Origin of the sequence: Chitinophaga caeni (assembly GCF_002557795.1) — a bacterium.
GTDB classification, from domain to species: domain Bacteria; phylum Bacteroidota; class Bacteroidia; order Chitinophagales; family Chitinophagaceae; genus Chitinophaga; species Chitinophaga caeni.
In genome coordinates this window covers 3,825,338-3,843,138 of sequence record NZ_CP023777.1, presented here as the reverse complement: position 1 = coordinate 3,843,138, position 17,801 = coordinate 3,825,338, and the positions used below count along the sequence as shown (strand labels likewise).

General features: G+C 41.9%; 12 protein-coding genes. 9 read left to right on the top strand and 3 right to left on the bottom strand.

Going from position 1 to position 17,801, the window contains the following annotated elements:
* Positions 1-148 precede the first annotated feature (148 nt).
* Positions 149-1,168: a WD40/YVTN/BNR-like repeat-containing protein gene (locus COR50_RS16080; protein ID WP_098194930.1), complete on the bottom strand. Its 1,020-nt coding sequence runs from the start codon at positions 1,166-1,168 to the stop codon at positions 149-151.
* A 109-nt stretch (positions 1,169-1,277) separates the two neighbouring features.
* Between COR50_RS16080 and COR50_RS16075 the strand changes: the two genes are divergently transcribed.
* Both COR50_RS16075 and COR50_RS16070 read left to right on the top strand, forming a co-directional pair.
* Positions 1,278-4,397 carry a ligand-binding sensor domain-containing protein gene (locus COR50_RS16075; RefSeq protein WP_098194929.1) on the top strand — a complete coding sequence of 1,040 codons (3,120 nt, stop codon included), beginning with the start codon at positions 1,278-1,280 and terminating at the stop codon, positions 4,395-4,397.
* Positions 4,398-4,482: 85 nt separating this feature from the next.
* A complete protein-coding gene (locus tag COR50_RS16070) occupies positions 4,483-5,112 on the top strand; it encodes a response regulator transcription factor (protein ID WP_232516195.1) in 630 nt (209 codons plus the stop codon).
* Between the two features lie 68 nt (positions 5,113-5,180).
* Here the strand turns inward: COR50_RS16070 and COR50_RS16065 are convergent, their stop codons facing one another.
* Entirely contained in the window at positions 5,181-5,558 is a 378-nt protein-coding gene (locus tag COR50_RS16065) for a YidH family protein (RefSeq protein ID WP_098196278.1), read from the bottom strand.
* 614 nt (positions 5,559-6,172) lie between these two features.
* On the opposite strand from COR50_RS16065, the gene COR50_RS16060 reads away from it, so the two are divergent.
* The 5 genes from COR50_RS16060 to COR50_RS16035 all read left to right on the top strand — a co-directional run bounded on the left by COR50_RS16060 (position 6,173) and on the right by COR50_RS16035 (position 14,636).
* Positions 6,173-8,065 carry a DNA topoisomerase IV subunit B gene (locus tag COR50_RS16060; RefSeq protein WP_098194927.1) on the top strand — a complete coding sequence of 631 codons (1,893 nt, stop codon included), beginning with the start codon at positions 6,173-6,175 and terminating at the stop codon, positions 8,063-8,065.
* A gap of 29 nt (positions 8,066-8,094) precedes the next feature.
* Positions 8,095-8,937, top strand: coding sequence for a DUF1835 domain-containing protein (locus COR50_RS16055; RefSeq protein ID WP_098194926.1), 843 nt, complete (start codon positions 8,095-8,097; stop codon positions 8,935-8,937).
* A 3-nt stretch (positions 8,938-8,940) separates the two neighbouring features.
* On the top strand, positions 8,941-9,333 hold the full coding sequence (locus COR50_RS16050; RefSeq protein ID WP_098194925.1) for a polysaccharide biosynthesis C-terminal domain-containing protein: 393 nt from the start codon (positions 8,941-8,943) through the stop codon (positions 9,331-9,333).
* 69 nt (positions 9,334-9,402) lie between these two features.
* Positions 9,403-11,949, top strand: coding sequence for a DNA gyrase/topoisomerase IV subunit A (locus COR50_RS16045; protein ID WP_098194924.1), 2,547 nt, complete (start codon positions 9,403-9,405; stop codon positions 11,947-11,949).
* A gap of 863 nt (positions 11,950-12,812) precedes the next feature.
* Entirely contained in the window at positions 12,813-14,636 is a 1,824-nt protein-coding gene (locus tag COR50_RS16035) for a response regulator (protein ID WP_098194922.1), read from the top strand.
* On the opposite strand, the gene COR50_RS16030 is transcribed toward COR50_RS16035, so the two are convergent.
* Positions 14,629-15,096 carry a DinB family protein gene (locus COR50_RS16030; RefSeq protein ID WP_157760914.1) on the bottom strand — a complete coding sequence of 156 codons (468 nt, stop codon included), beginning with the start codon at positions 15,094-15,096 and terminating at the stop codon, positions 14,629-14,631. The genes COR50_RS16035 and COR50_RS16030 overlap by 8 nt on opposite strands.
* 116 nt (positions 15,097-15,212) lie before the next feature.
* On the opposite strand from COR50_RS16030, the gene COR50_RS16025 reads away from it, so the two are divergent.
* Positions 15,213-16,850 (top strand): acyl-CoA carboxylase subunit beta, encoded by a 1,638-nt coding sequence (locus tag COR50_RS16025; RefSeq protein WP_098194920.1) that lies wholly within the window; start codon positions 15,213-15,215, stop codon positions 16,848-16,850.
* A 70-nt stretch (positions 16,851-16,920) separates the two neighbouring features.
* Positions 16,921-17,385, top strand: coding sequence for a ribonuclease HI (gene rnhA, locus COR50_RS16020; RefSeq protein WP_098194919.1), 465 nt, complete (start codon positions 16,921-16,923; stop codon positions 17,383-17,385).
* The last annotated feature ends 416 nt before the right edge of the window (positions 17,386-17,801 follow it).

Below are 17,801 nucleotides of genomic sequence, written 5' to 3'. Positions count from 1 at the left end.
CGTCAATGCTCTCGGCATTTTCAACTAAATTAACCAAAAAAAGCCGTAGATTTTATAAAATAGTATTCAATATTATTAAAATTTCAATGCTTTTTCCATTAAAATAGAAGGTGCTAAGCCGTTAATTCCCTATCATTTTGAATTTTTTCTATAATGCCAGCCTGGCTACTTTACCATTGACACCTGCCAATATTACGATAGTGCCATCTTTGGCCTTCCGGGCACAATTGTAACTATCGCGGCTAATGTTCTTCCATGTTTTTCCACCATCGAATGACAGGTCCGTACCTGAAGTGCCGGTAGACACTAGTAAATCTTTACTTATATATTCCACCGCGGAGCGGTAACCGCCGGGAGGAAGAACCGGTGCTGTAAAATGTTTACCACCATCTTTTGTAGTCACGCAGTTTTGATATGTACTGGTGTCCAACATATAATTTCCACCTGTTATTACGAAGTGCTTCCGATCCCAAGTTGCAATACTGAAAGGACCTTGGCTACTTTCACCTTGAATCATGGGTAAGGCTCTTTTAGCGGTAATGTTTGTATTCCTAAGGATGTACAAATTAGCCGTTTTCCCGCCGCTGACGAAAGCATACATCTTCGTATTGGGGATGGCGCGTAAGCAAGTACCGCTTGCAGCGAAAAAAGCTTCCCCATCAGCGGTTTTAGCCTTATTATTTAGTTTTAACTGTTTCCATTCATAACCGCCATCTTTTGTTTGTAAAACAGTTACTTTACCCTTGAGCGGGTCACCGATGATCAAACCTTCATCTTCATTAATAAAAGCCATCGCATCTAGGAATATACCTTTCGTATTATTAAAATAAACCCTTCTCCAATTTTTGCCGCCATCACGTGTTAGGTAGATGTTGGCAGGTTCACCGGCATTTACCACGATAGCCTTACTGTCATCAAACGCTTCAATGTCGCGCCAGTCAAGGGAATCGCAGCCCGGCACCCGGTACCATTCCCAGGTCCGGCCACCGTTGGTTGTCTTCCCAACTGTCCCTTCCGTCCCGGAAACCCAGAAAACTTGGTCATTTACAACACTTAACCCACGGATACTCTTAATCTGACCTGATGTTAAAACCTCCAATCGTTGTGCATGGGCCGGAAATATAAAGCATAGGTAGCAGCAACAGAAACAAGCGATAATTTTTTTCATATTTTCAAAATATTATGACCAATTTGGCAAGAAAATTACAAAATCATTAGAAAGTGAACGACAGATTTATATATTTGCAATCTACCTGTAATTGCATATTTAGTTCCATTTGAAAATAAATTCATTATACCGGGTATACGGCCTTATCCTAACGTTCTTGTTCGCCTACAACTTGTCCACCAGTGGGCAGGAGCGCACCTACCTGTTTGATGCGTACAATGTGAATGAAGGCTTAGCGCAAGGAAGCATTACCAGCATCATGCAGGATGAGCAAGGATTTATCTGGATGGCCACCAATGACGGGATCTGCCGATTTGATGGGTATGTATTCAACGAATACCGTTCCAATCCAAGCTTTACCAGCAGTCTTCCCTCCAAGCAATCCTTTATTAAGAATGCCTCCCGCGATGTCAACCTCTACAACCGTTACGGTTTAGATGGTACGAAATATTTTGATCTTTACCAAGATCATCACCATCAATTATTAGTTAGCCACAATAACGGGATCAGTTTATACGACAGGTATCAGAATGTTTTCCGTTGGGTATATAAGGATACGAGCAATATTAACAGCCTCGAACGTGATTTTATCCATAAATTCATTATCCTGGGAGAAGATACCATGGCGGGGAATCTTTGGGTGTGGCGCCCGATGATGGGCTTATACGTCTTTGATAACACCACCTTCCAACTAAAACATACCATTGCGTATCCTCCAGCGAGGGTAAAAGAAAATAAATTTCCCACCACGGTCATAAAAGATGACAACCATATTTGGATGCATTACGAGCAAGGGGAGTTGATAGCGATGGATCTCAACACGGCCCATCTAAATACGTATTGTATTCCAACCGTGGGCAGGAACCCCGTTATTAAACCCTTGGGAAATGATACTTTGCTAATTTGTAGCCGGAATCACATCACCGTATTTGATAAGAAACGGAATAAATACACGGACTTGGTCTATGAACAGGAAAATTATAGTCATGCCAAGTTCGTTCCGCAAGTAATAGAGCTGGATGGGAATGGGAATGCATGGATCGGGGGGAATGAAGGTATCCTAATATACAATATTGGAAACAACGAGGTAATCAAACATATAGTAAGTTTTAACACCTTTGAAGTCCATTCATACAACGTCGTCCAGACTATTTTCCGAGATTTTGACAATAATATTTGGATTGGTACGGACGGGGATGGTGTTAAAAAATATAGCCCGCATAAGAAAGTATTCAGTTTATACCGTTCCCCGTATATCAGCCACAACATGGCCAAAGCTGTTTACAAACATGATGATGGCCGCCTGTATGTAGGTTTTGAACAGGATGGTTTAGATATTTATGATAAATCGGGCCGTTTCCTCAAAAGGATCTCGAATGAATACAAGCCCGGCGTATTCCCGAATGATTATTTACATGCGATTGGCCGTGAAGATTATGATCACCTTTGGTTCCATTTCCGCCAACATGTGGGTTTGTTTGACTTGGAAACCGAGAAATTCCATGATTATACGGCTGAAATATTAGCATTGGGGTTACCCCCGCAACTAGATATCAACCCGTTTATATACAAGCGCCCGAATGGGGAGGTATATTTTAATTACGGGGAATATTTATTAAAATTCACCTATAAAAAGAACCGTTACAAAGCAGCGATCGTTCATAAATTTCCCGGCGATGCATTGCTCTGCTATTTTGAAGATATGGCAGGCCATCAATTCGTAGGGACACGCTACGGCGCTTTTGTCAAGGAAGGGAAGGATGCCAATTGGCATATGATCCCGTTGCCGCATGGCGTTGAAATTAATTCTATCAATAAGAATGCTAATAACCAATTGTTGTTAGCAACAACCCGCGGTTTACTCATATTAGGTTCGGAATATAAAATATTGAAACATTACAATAGTTTCGATTATCCAACGATGCCCAACGATTATACGTATGGAATTTTATTAGATGACAGGGATAGGATTTGGATCAGTCATAACAAGGGCATCTCGCAGGTAAATCCCTTAAGCGACGAGATCATCACCTATGATTATCTCGACGGTTTGCAAAGTAACGAGTTTAATAAGGGAGCCTATTATAAATCCATTGACGGCGAGCTGTTTTTTGGAGGAGCAAACGGGGTAAACGGATTCTACCCGAGGAATTTCAAGAACAACAATAATGTTCCCGTGGTGCTGATCAAGCGCTTAGAAGTACTGGATAGGCCTTATAAGTCAGACACTTCAATATCTTTTTTGCATTCTGTAGAGCTACCGTATAACCAAAACACGATCGCGATCGAGTTCGTACCCTTGGAATATACGAATCCTGCGAAAAACCGCGTGCAGTACAAGTTGGAAGGATTAGATGATGAATGGCTACAGGGCAACAATGCGAAGGTAGCACGGTATACCAACCTCAAACCGGGTCACTATATTTTTAAAGTTAAAGCATGCAATAACGACGGAATCTGGGATAATGGCTTCACCCAGCTGGAGATAATTATTAAAGTACCCTTTTGGCAAACTTTATGGTTTAGATTTTTGTTACTCTTGCTGATACTCGGTATTGCTTACTATCTATCAGCCTTATACCTTGATTACAAATTACGGACGGAAAAGCTGAAACTGGAAAAAGAACAAGCCGTTGACCAGGAAAGGGCCCGGATTTCCAGCGATATGCACGATGATCTCGGCTCTGGGCTGAGTACCATCAGGTTATTAAGCGAAATTGCCAAAAGGAAAATTCAAGATAGCTCGCAAACCAAGGAAATAGAACGGATTTCGGAAGCAGCGGGAGAATTGGTGGATAAAATGAGCGAAATTATTTGGGCGATGAACAGTTCCAATGATTCCTTGGCTAACTTGTTGGCTTACATGAGAAGTTTCGCTGCCGATTTCTTGGAACATGCACATATCGAACATCATTTTAATATGCCGGAAACCATTCCCAATATTAAACTAAGTGGTGGAACGAGGAGAAATATCTATCTTGCCGTGAAGGAAACCCTTCACAACGTTGTAAAACATGCACAAGCCAGCGAGGTAACCATAGAAGTGATCGTAGCTAAAAAGTTGCATATCTCGATCCGGGACAACGGTAAAGGATTCGATCCCGAAAAAGTGAGGTTATTCGGCAACGGTTTAAAGAACATACAGAAAAGAATGCAAATAGTAGGAGGACAAGCAGAAATCACTTCCCAGAACGGAACCATGGTAAACCTTGAAATCCCGCTGATTTAATATATATATATGATAACATGGCATATACGTGTTATTAGTTTAAATTGAAATGATGGTATATTCGAGAAAAAAGCTCCAAGATAGTATGGATATTATATCTGTTGCAATTGTGGAAGACAATCATGATATCCGTACGGCCATGGAATTATTAATAAATGGTTCGGACGGATATGCCTGCATAGGGACGTTCAACAACGCGGAAGCGGCCCTTGAGAAAATTCCGCAACTGATGCCGAGTGTTGTATTGATGGACTTTAACCTGCCCGGAATGAACGGGATTGAGTGTATTGCTCGCTTGAAAGGTGATTTCCCCGATATGCAATTCATGATGTTGACCGTATACGAGGACGATGATAAGATCTTCAACGCGCTGGAGGCCGGCGCCAGCGGTTATATTTTGAAGAAAACGCCGCCGGGGGAATTATTGGATGCCATCCGTGATTTACACGATGGAGGCAGCCCGATGAGCTCCCAAATTGCGCGGAGGGTCGTGGCTTATTTCCAGAAGCAAGCCAAACCGAACCCCGCCTTGGAAGCCTTAACTTCGCGCGAAAAGGAAATCTTAGATCAACTGTCAAAAGGTTTTTTATATAAAGAAATTGCGGGGAATTTATTTATTAGTATCGAAACCGTTCGTCGGCACGTACATAATATTTATGAAAAGCTGCATGTTAGGAGCCGTACAGACGCTGTTAACAAGTATTTTAACCGTTAATGTTCAATCACTTTTATACGCTTAAAACGGGCAATACCTGGTATAGCCCGTTTTTATTTTGAGGGATATTATATACTCCCCATCAAATACCACAATAATAGCGCGCTTACAAATAGGATACAGCAGGTAATAAAAATTACCAGGGGATTTTTCCCGGTATAATGCGTCGATTCAATATCCTTCTTGATCTTCAGGTAATTTACAAACGCGAATAAGGCAGTTAGGGCGCCGAAAGCCACCAAGATAACACCGATCTTAGCGGAATAGCCTGTTTGGGGCAGCCGGTATTGCTTTTCCATGATCAACGAGATCTGCTTGATAAACAAGGAAAACTTTACGACCACGAAACCGAATCCCATGATACCTATAGCAGTTCGTATCCAAGCCAGGAAGGTTCTCTCGTTGGCAAGATGATCGTTCGTTTTTTTGACGGGGGTATTTTCCATGAAAAAATTGTTTATATAGGAACAATGATCGATCATTTAAGGTAACGATTTTTATATTTATGTCGGCCCTTTATAAAGATGGGCACCCTGACCGGATGCCCACTTAGTGCAAAAATTCTTCACGAGTCAAAATGTTTATCGCAGCTTATCTTTTTGCCCTGGTAAATTTACCTTGTAAAAAGTGTACGAGAAGTACGGTAGCCGCGATGCATAAACATGCCAGTTTAAACAACAGGTTTTCTTTCATAAGTATATGGTTTAATAATCAATTTTCCGGGAAAGTGATCTGGGGAAAGCCGTGCTAAATGCGCTTCAATTTTTCGGTGTATCCTATTACTTAGTGTCTCTTATTCGGTATATAAATATAATAATAAAATTAATATAAATAAAAAATATAATTTTTAATTTATATTATATGTATGGGCATTTTTAGGTATTATATTTATTTAATGAACAACAATTATAAAGTAATGTTGTATAAATTGCTGAAAATCTATAATATACAACTGGTGCAAAACTAATGCTTGCGATTTTCCACGAATCGTTTATTTTTGCCAACGATCGGATTTTGCTAAAAGTTTTAGTAAGTTGTAAACCTGGAATAATTTTACATTATGGCAAACACGGATAAGAAAGACTTATTTGCCGCCTATACGGAAGACTCGATACGCTCGCTGGATTGGCGCGAACACATCCGCCTGCGGCCCGGTATGTATATCGGTAAGCTAGGGGATGGTACCAGCCCGGATGATGGTATTTATATCCTGATTAAAGAGGTGGTTGATAACTGTATAGACGAGCATACCATGGGGTTTGGTAAGCAGATTGACATCAAGGTGAGCGAACATAGTGTAAGTGTGCGCGATTTCGGTAGGGGGATTCCCCTTGGTAAAGTGGTAGATGTTGTGAGTAAAATCAATACGGGCGCCAAGTACGATAGTAAAGCCTTCCAAAAATCTGTCGGCCTTAACGGTGTAGGTACCAAGGCTGTCAACGCCTTATCTACTTCTTTCAAGGTACAATCCGTGCGGGAAGGTAGGATGAAAGTAGCGGAATTTGAAAGGGGAATATTGTTAAAAGAACATAAAGAAACTGCCACCAAGGAACCGAACGGGACGATCGTAACCTTCGTACCGGACGAAACCGTGTTCAAAAACTTCAAATACATCCCGGAGTACCTGGAGAAACAAATTTGGAATTATTGCTACCTCAATGCAGGCCTGATTATCAATTTTAACGGGCAGAAATATGTATCAAAGAACGGTTTGCTGGACCTGCTCCAGCGGATCACCGACGCTGAAAATATCCGTTACCCGATCATTCACCTGAAAGGGGAAGATATCGAGGTGGCCATCACCCATGAGAACCAATACGGGGAAGAATATTACTCCTTCGTAAACGGTCAACATACAACCCAGGGCGGTACGCATCTATTAGCTTTCCGCGAAGCCTTCGTGAAAACGGTAAGGGAATTTTTCAAGAAAGATTATGATGCTACCGACATAAGGGCATCGATATGTGCCGCGGTTTCCGTAAGGGTACAAGAACCCGTTTTTGAATCCCAAACAAAAACCAAGCTGGGTTCGCAAGTAGTATACGAAGGGGGCCCATCGATGAAAGCCTTCGTATTGGAATTTTTATCGAAAGCTTTAGATGATTTCCTGCATAAAAACCCTACCACGGCAGAAGCGATGAAGAAACGCATCGAGCAGAGCGAACGCGAACGGAAGGAGCTGGCAGGGATTAAGAAATTAGCGAATGAACGCGCCAAGAAAGCGAATTTGCATAATAAAAAGTTGAGAGATTGCCGCGTTCACCTCAATGAAGAAGCAGGTGGAAAGGATAAGGAAGAATATAATTCTAAGCGTTTGAGTACAACGATCTTCATCACGGAAGGTGATTCCGCGAGCGGCTCCATCACCAAGTCCCGCGATGTGGAGACACAGGCTGTTTTTAGCTTACGAGGTAAGCCCTTAAACTGTTTCGGCCTTACCAAGAAAGTGGTATACGAAAACGAGGAGTTTAACCTTTTGCAACATGCCTTGAATATTGAAGACGGCCTCGATGACTTGCGCTATAACAATATCGTGATTGCTACCGATGCCGATGTGGATGGAATGCATATCCGCCTATTATTATTATCCTTTTTCCTCCAATTTTTTCCGGACCTGGTAAGGAACCAGCATATTTATATATTGGAAACCCCTTTATTCAGGGTGAGGAACAAGCAGGAAACAATTTATTGCTATTCCGAAGAAGAGAAGGCTAAAGCGGTCAAAAAATTGGGAAATAAACCGGAGATCACCCGCTTTAAAGGCTTGGGTGAAATCTCGCCCGATGAGTTCGGTAAGTTTATCAAGGAAGATATCCGCTTACAACCGATCATCTTAAGCAAAGAAACGCAAATCAATAAACTGTTGGAATATTACATGGGCAAAAACACCCAGAATAGGCAAGAGTTTATTATCAATAATCTCAGGTACGAAAAAGATCTCGTAGCTGAATAATTTTATCATCGTAGGAATCGTGTTTTGTAATGGAACCGCTTTTACATATCGTATTCGGTCAATCTTCCGTAGCTAATTTACAAGCTGCGTTTGAACTGGACGAACAACTTACAGGGGAAATTAGGTATTTCGAGGAAGATTTCTCCGTGGGACCGCTGTTTATCCTGGATACCCCGGAGGGTAAGGAAAACCGGGAACAATGGTGGCTGCAAGTCCAAGGGATCATGCAGCAAGAGGAAAACCATGACGGCCAAATTGTAAAACCGGACCCTGTAAAAGATCTGAAAAATACTTTGAAGGAGCAGCCGGAATTGCAAGTATGGATTTGGTTAGGTCAGAACGCTACCGATGTGAGCGGCTATTTTTGGCTGATTGGTCAACTGGAAGCTTTCGCGGGTAGGATACATATCATCTTCCTCAATAACCTGCCTTTTCTTAACGAAAAAGGAGGCGTTTTTTACCCTACGCATTTACACCAAGTATTGCCCAAGGAATTCTTAAAAGCGAAGAAATTGGCTAGGCCCGTTTCATTAGCCGAATTTGAATTAGATAATGACGAATGGCACCGCCTGATGAATGAAAATGCCGGCATCAGGATGCTTGAAGGGGGGAAAAAGCTGAAGGGTGAACCCGCTACCTTCTTCGATAAAGAGATCATGCAATTGGTACAAAACGATTTCGTAAAGGCATCTAAAGTAATCAACCAACTCGTTGGTAAACTTAAATTTCCAATTACTGATATTTTCCTGAATTGGAGGATGAAAGAATTAGTGAAAGAAGGACAGTTGGAACATAAAGGAGAACTGAAGTCGATGAGGGATTACGATGTGAAAAAAGCAGGGAATAACAATACAACCGTTGAAGCTCAATAAATTATGATCCAAGTAGAAACATTGGAATTGCAGGGGCAAGATGAAAGGGGCTCCAATTATAATTGGGATTGCAGCCGTAAAGGGAATTTTATCTTGTGTTACCGGAAAGCCGGTACAACCAGCGGTCAACATTACCATGAAGGTAAAAATGCCAACAAGAATCCCGAGATCATGTTCCTGTTAGAAGGGGAATGCTGGATGCATTGGAGCCATTTAGAACAGCGTAAAATTGAAAGCATCCGGGTAAAAGCTCCCGCGAGAATCGAGATACCTTCCATGCTGTGGCATGAATTGGAAGCCATTAGCGATTGCACTTTCATCGAATTAAACAGTATTGCAGATGTTCGCGAAGATTCCATCCGGGTATGGAGGGAGGATTTCGTGCAAGGAAAATGATAATTAATCGGAATGATGACAGCCGCGATCGGCTTTTTATCGATACGGCAGGAATAAATTTAAAGCATTATGAGCAACAATGAACAACTACCCGGTGAAGATGCATTGCATGGAGTATTACATGTTGGCGGGATGTACGAAAATTGGTTCCTGGATTATGCTTCTTACGTAATCTTGGAAAGGGCGGTACCTGCCGTGGAGGATGGCCTCAAACCCGTGCAGCGAAGGATATTGCACGCGATGAAAGAAATGGATGACGGTAGGTTCAACAAGGTCGCCAATGTTATCGGTCAAACTATGCAATACCACCCGCATGGGGATGCTTCCATCGGGGATGCGATGGTGAACCTCGGGCAAAAGGACCTGGTGATCGAAACGCAGGGTAACTGGGGGGATATCCGTACCGGGGATGATGCGGCCGCCCCGCGTTACATAGAAGCGCGATTATCCAAATTCGCATTAGAAGTAGCTTTCAATAATAAAACCACTTCCTGGCAATTGAGTTATGACGGCCGTAAAAACGAACCGCTAACATTGCCGATGAAATTTCCCTTATTGCTCGCGCAAGGTGCGGAAGGCATCGCCGTAGGTTTATCTACCAAGATTTTACCGCATAACTTCGTGGAATTACTGGAAGCGTCTATCAAGTATTTGAAAGGCCGCAAGTTTGAATTGTACCCCGATTTCCTAACCGGCGGTATGATCGATGTGGCAAACTACAACGATGGTAAGAGGGGTGGTAAAGTACGCGTTAGGGCGCATATCGAGGAAAAAGATAAGAAGACGTTGTTGATCAAGGATGTACCATACGGTATCACCACTTCGCAATTAATCGATTCGATCGTAAAGGCAAATGACAATAGCAAGATCAAGATTAAGAAAGTTATAGACAACACCGCTAAGGATGTGGAGATTGAAGTGCAGCTTGCCCCGGGTATTTCTCCTGACATCACGATCGATGCGTTGTATGCATTTACGGATTGCGAAATCTCTATTTCGCCAAATGCCTGCGTTATCGTGGAAGATAAACCTGTATTTATCACCGCTTCGGATTTATTGCGCCATTCAGCTGAATTTACGAAGACCTTGCTCGGTAAGGAACAAGAGATCAAGCTAGCCGAGCTGGAAGATAAATGGCATTACACGTCCTTGGAAAAGATCTTCTTCGAAAAAGGTATTTACAAGGAACTGGAACAAAAGCATAAAGATTGGGACACGGTGATTGCGGCGATTGATAAAGCTTTTACTCCCTATAAAAAGAACCTGAAGCGACCCATCGCGAAGGAAGATATCCTCAAGTTAACGGAGAAACCTGTCCGCCGTATCTACCGTTTGGATATTACGGAACTAAACAACCAGATTAAGAACATCGAGGCCGAAATTGCCGATGTAAAACATAACCTGGCTCACCTCGTGGAATTTACGATTACCTATTACGAGGGATTGCTGAAAAAATACGGTGCCGGCAGGGAGCGTAAGACCGAGATAAAGACCTTCGACAATATCCAGGTACAACAGGTCGCCATTGCCAATACCAAATTGTACGTAAATAGGGCAGAAGGGTTTATCGGGACTTCCCTTAAAAAGGATGAGTTCGTTGCCGATTGCTCCGACCTAGACAATATCATCGTATTTAAACGTGATGGTAAAATGTTGGTGACCAAGGTGGCGGATAAAACCTTCGTCGGAAAAGATATTATCCATGTAGATGTATTTAAGAAAAATGATGATAGGACGACGTATAACATGATTTATCTCGATGGTAAAACCGGGGTTAGCTATGCTAAACGATTCAATGTAACCGGTATTACCCGCGATAAAGAATATGACCTGGCCTACAAGGGGGAGAAAAACTCCAAGGTGCACTATTTCTCTGCCAATCCCAATGGTGAGGCAGAAGTGGTAACGATCAAGCTAAGTCCTAATTGCGCTGCCCGTAATAAAGAATTTGATCTTTACTTTGAAACCATTGCCATCAAGAACCGGAACTCGATGGGTAACCAGGTTACGAAATACCCGGTTAGGAGCGTTAAGTTCAAAGAAAAGGGGGTTTCCACTTTATCAGGTTTAAAAATTTGGTACGATGATGCCATAGGCAGACTAAATACGGAAAAACGCGGGCTGTATGTCGGCAGCTTCGAAGGGGAAGATAAAATAATTGTATTTTATAAAAATGGGACTTACGAATTAACCAACTTCGAAATAACGAACCGCTACGAACCGGAAGATGCGGTTTACATTGAGAAATTTAATCCTGAAAAAATCATTACCGCTATCTATTTTGATGCGGAAAAGAAACAATTCAACGTGAAGCGCTTCAAGATCGAAACGCAAACCTTGAACAATAAATTCTCTTTCATCAAGGAAGGCGCGAAAAATTACCTGGAGTTGGTGACCACGCAGGAACAGCCAGTCATCCATATGTCTTACGGGAAAAAGAAAGATCCCGAAGAAGAAGAAGTTGATTTAGCTGAATTTATCGACGTGATGGGGTATAAGTCGGTTGGGAGTAAATTAGTTGGAGCAGATTTAATCAGTTTAGAATTAATTTCTGAAGAAGAAAACACGGGGGAAGAAGATTCTGACGACAAACTTCAAGGCGAATTATTCTCTTAACGAGAAATTCTTGCATTTTTATATGTACAGGGATTGTCAATTTATTGGGCAATCCCTGTTTTATTATCTTAAGAATAGAAAATCTAACATTATTGTCCGACTAAATTTTAACCGGGGAGCAATTTGCTCCCTCAATAGTTCGACTCAATGTTCATCTGCTCGTTTCTTGAACTTTTTTGCTTGCCCAAAAAAGTACTAAAAAAGGGCACAAATGGGCCATTACAGCCACCAATTTGATCGCTCGATCTGGCCTTTCTACTACTGTATGGCCAAGCCACCCTTCGCAATCAACGGTGCGAAGTTCCACGGTTCTCTTGGCGGGGGTGAATATACCATCCTTCGCTGATATCCTTGACCAGGTAAGGAATTCAAGTACCTTTAAAGCATTTTTAGTCGGACAACAATGATAATCTAACTTTTTATTAATCACCGGGATGGGAAGATTAATACATTTTCCTCCCGATTTATCTTAAAATTGATAATTAGCATCAATTTTATATATTTTTGTTAATGAATTGCTAATTTAATCCAAAATTGGTTAAATTGCTATATGCGTTATAACAACTTGTTATCTCATCCAAGTTTTCCATTTTTTTGATTTTCAATAGTTTAACCCTTATATAAGAGTTTGTTTAAATACTGATTAAATAATATGGATTTTAAAAACCATATTTTAATGTACTGCGTAAATATGTGAGTATAATTTCAGAACAGTAGTTGTCGAAATTTAATTTGTTAAACACCAGAATCAAATCGCTTTACGCCTAACCTAAAAAGGATTGGAAAACATTTCAGCCCCAGGAATTGAAATGAAGTGATGTTTTAATTATGCCTGAGAACCTGGCATTAAAATTATCGGTCTAATGTTTCGATTATCGTCCATCTATAAAGCTATTGTAAATTCAGACAACGAGGAAGAAGAGGAAGCAAGAAGAAACGAAACCGTGAACCTCATAGCAATGCTGTGCGCGGTTCTAGTTACTGTTTACGGGTACTGGTTTTATTGCTTATCCGATTCGGTCGAGATATTGATCCCGGCAATGATGTTTTGCCCCTTATTCTTATTTTCCATCGCTTTAAATAAACACCGTAAGCATTTATCCGCCAAGATATTATTGCAGGTAGTATTTTATTTCGTGATCGCCTATTACGGTATTACGCTAGGTAAGCTGGCTTACGTGCAATTACTTTCCCTGTTCGCGATAAATATCATCCTGCTGACCTTCAACAACCTTGAAACCAGGTGGATGATTGCTTGCATAGGCATACATTTATGTATTCCAATTTTCTTGGAATTTAACTACTATAACGAATGGTTCTCCCAGGTACCCTTATCTGAAGCAACACAGGATAATTTCAGGTGGCTCATCATCTCGGTCGTATTTTTCTTAAATGTGCTAGCCATTTGTATTTACCAACTGAAGAGTTACCGCCTGGGCGAGAAAGTAAAATTAACCCAAGAAGAACTGGATCGCAAAAACAGGGAGCTGGAAGATAAAAATGTCGCACTGGTAGTACAGGTTGCGGATAGGACCGAACAGTTAGATCATGCTAATAAGGCGCTGGTATTGTTTTTAAAACAAGTGGCCCATGAAACCCGTAACTCCCTGAACGGGATCATAGGACAAAGTACCTTACTTAAAGAAATTTCGAATAAAGAGAAGCTGAGTGACACCATGCAGGAATACGTGGATGGTATTTATTTCGGTAGTATCACATTGAGCACCATACTAAATAACGTGATCTCGATTTCAGAGATCGAATCGGGGCATCACAACCATTTGAAAGAAGCGCCGCTTAACCTGGATGAGTGGGTAACAAGTATCTTGAAATTAAACCGGCCGTTCGCTGTATCCCAACATGTGACACTTGCCACCAAAATTGCTCCCGACCTCGCAGCATGTATTGTTATTGACCAAGTCAAATTAACACAGATCGTCAATAACCTGGTTGCCCACGGCATAAAGATAAGTCCCAAGTTAAGCACGATACTGTTCGAAGTGTTCCGCTCAGATACGAAGCTATGCATCAGGATCACGGATGAAGGGGAACCACTAAATTTAGCGCAAATCGATGCCTTGTTCAAACCGCTTCACCAGGTTGATAAAAACTCGGAATATTTCGTTGGTAGTAAATTAGGTTTGCTGCTAGCGAGGCAGTACGTTGAATTAATGGGCGGAAAGATTTATGTAAATACGAATGATCAAAAAGGCACCACGTTCACAATTTCATTACCTTTGAATGTACATGAAGAAGAAATCACCGTGAATGAAGAGCCGAATATCTTTATACCTGCCGGTAAAAAAATCTTGCTTGTGGAAGATGATAAGATCAACAGGATGATTATCGAAAGGTATTTGCTGGAAACACCTATAATCCTTGAGCTAGCCGAAAACGGGGTAGAAGGAGTTGAAAAAGCGGAGTCGTTTGAACCCGACTTAGTCTTGATGGACATGAATATGCCCATCATGGGCGGGCTGGAAGCTATCGAGGTGCTCCGCGGTAAAGAAAAGTTCAAGAATCTACTGATCGTGGCGCTTTCAGCGAATGGGTTCGCGGAGCATGAGGCCGAAGCAAAAGCGCTCGGCGTCAATAATTATATCCTTAAACCGGTATTGAAACCGCAATTGTTCCAAACAATTAGCAAAATGTTCCAACTGCAAGCGTTGCAAACCCCCTCTAGTTAATATTTGCATACTTTCTTAATAGCACTATTTGACCCAGGTGATAAGCAACGTGGGATAATATTCCTTGCATGTAAAAATACGCGGTATGCTGCGTCCCCGGAACTACATCGAACAGTTTTTGACCGGGGTAATTCCTGATCGTATTCATCATCTGCTCTAATGAATGATGGAACCGGTGCAAGGTAGCATCCCAATTTTCATCGTTGCAATTTTCTGGCAAGTAAAAATCGGGGAGATCGCCTTCTTGCTCCGTTTTAACCCCCGATAACTTCCGGGTAACATTTTGATGCCAATAAATTAAATGGTTCAACAATTCCCAAGTATTGTTAGAACCATTAAGCCGCCTGGTTGCATGCGAAGCATCCATTTTCGAAAGATGTTCCATCAGCGTAACATCTAACCAAGGCTCACCATTATACATGTGCTGCAAGGTTTCTGCCATTAATGCTTGGTGTGTCATGAGCATCCGTTTTTGATTTGGGTAATCAAGATCCATTTGTTAACAATCACCTGAATTTAATCCAAATGATCTGCATTCCGTCCATTTCCTTTATTTTTAACCATAAATCTTACGTTATGGATCAACAGCAACTGGAATTTAATAAAAATGAGGATACCATGCGCATGGCATTGGCTACCCTGAAACAACGGAAAGCAGTGATCTCGCAAGGAGGGGGCCCCAAGAACCTCGAAAAAATTAAGAAAAAGGGTAAGCTAAGCCCGAGGGAAAGGATTGATTACCTGGTAGATAAAGGAAGCCGCTTTATCGAGATCGGCAGTTTTGCTGCTTTTGAAATGTATGAAGAACATGGTGGCTGCCCGGCGGCTGGAACGGTAGCAGGGATCGGTTACATTTCAGGGAAACAATGTATTATCGTTGCAAATGATATGACTGTAAAAGCCGGCGCTTGGTTCCCGATGACAGGAACTAAGAACCTTCGTTTGCAGGAAATCGCGATGGAAAATAAATTGCCGGTAATTTACCTGGTAGATAGCGCGGGGGTATATTTACCGATGCAAGATGAAATTTTTCCCGGCAAAGAGCATTTCGGTCGTATTTTTTATAATAATGCCCGCATGAGCGCTATGGGTATTACCCAAATAGCCGCCGTAATGGGCAGCTGCGTTGCAGGAGGAGCATATTTACCGATCATGAGCGACGAGGTTTTGATGGTAAAGGGGAACGGCTCTATATTTTTAGCGGGCCCTTATCTCGTGAAAGCAGCAATTGGAGAAGATATTGATGCTGAAACTTTAGGCGGCGCAACAACCCACACGGAAATTTCCGGGATCGCGGATTATAAATTCGATTCGGATGAAACTTGCCTGGACGAAGTAAAAAAATTAGTGGCCAAGATCGGTGCGCCCGAAAACGCCGGGTTCAACCGCGTGGCAGCAAAAGAGCCGCTTAAGGATTCCAAGGAATTATACGGCATTATTCCCGCGGATAGCTCCAAGCCTTATGATATGGTCGAAGTTATCGAAAGGATCGTTGACAATTCGGAATTCGACCAGTATAAAGAAGATTACGGCAAAAGTATTTTATGCGGTTATGCTAGGATCGAAGGCTGGTCGGTAGGGATCGTGGCCAACCAAAGAAAAATAGTGAAAAGCAGGAAAGGTGAAATGCAGATGGGTGGCGTGATTTATAATGATAGTGCCGATAAAGCGGCCCGGTTCATCATGATTTGCAACCAGAAAAAAATTCCCCTGGTATTTTTACAAGATGTGACCGGCTTCATGGTCGGTAGCCGGAGTGAACATGCCGGAATTATTAAGGACGGCGCTAAATTGGTGAACGCCGTTGCCAATTCAATCGTACCTAAAATTACGGTGATCGTAGGGAATTCTTACGGTGCAGGAAATTACGCCATGTGCGGTAAAGCTTATGATCCCCGGTTAATTTTTGCTTGGCCCAACGCTAAGATCGCGGTAATGGGCGGGGAACAAGCTGCGAAAACCTTGTTGCAAATACAGGTGGCATCATTGAAATCGAAAGGCGAGACTATCAGCCCGGAAGCTGAACAGGAGCTGCTGAAAAAGATTATCGCCAAGTACGAACATCAAACTACACCTTATTACGCTGCATCGAGATTATGGGTTGACGATATCATCGATCCGCTAGATACCAGGATGATCATCAGTGAAGCTATCACGGCTGCCAACCAGGCGCCCATCCATGAAAGTTTTAAAACCGGCGTGTTCCAAGTATAAACCGTGTATACGTTGCAGTTAGTTATGTAAATGCTTTGGAAAGTTTACCTTTGCAAAAATTGTACGAGATTTGACAGATAAAGGATTAATTATTTATACGGACGGATCTTCCAGGGGGAACCCGGGGCCTGGCGGCTACGGTGTTGTTTTGATATGGGGAACCGTGAGGAAGGAGTTATCGCAAGGCTACCGGCTTACGACCAATAACAGGATGGAATTGTTGGCAGTAATTGTTGCCTTGGAAGCATTAACAAGGGAAGGCTTATCCATTACCATTTACACCGATAGTCAATATGTTGTAAATAGTGTAGAGAAAGGTTGGTTGTGGTCATGGGTAAAAAAGGGTTTCAAAGACAAGAAAAATAAGGACCTGTGGATGCGCTTTATCCCGCTATACAAGAAACATAAAGTTCAATTCAGATGGGTTAAAGGCCATGCGGATAACCCGTTGAATAATCGCTGTGACGAACTTGCAACAGCCGCGGCAGATAGTAAGCATTTATTGATAGATAGCGGTTTTGAACAAGAAATTTAGTAACTTGTCGTGTCATCTGCATGCTCATAGCAGCAGGTGGCACTAAATTTAGGCTCCAGGCCTGGTAATCATCCAAAATACTGTTCGCCAGGGATTCAAGCTCTCCGGTTTTAGATTCAAGTATTCAATTTTAGAGTAATTATCGCTGGTATTACTTGTTGCCAGAAATTTCAATTCGGTATTATTAGCATTGTATTACCAAGTGCCTTGCCATAAATAGTTGTATGATCGCATACCGCTATTTAGGAGATGAAAACATCATTTGTTAAACGCCAAATGCAATCTATTTTAGCAATGCGACAATCATCGATAAAGCGGTTATTGAAGAAAACTATTTTGCCTTTATACCTTTATTGCCGGGGATTATATTACAGAGGGAATAACGTTGCATGCCCTTGCTGTAACAGGGGCTTTTC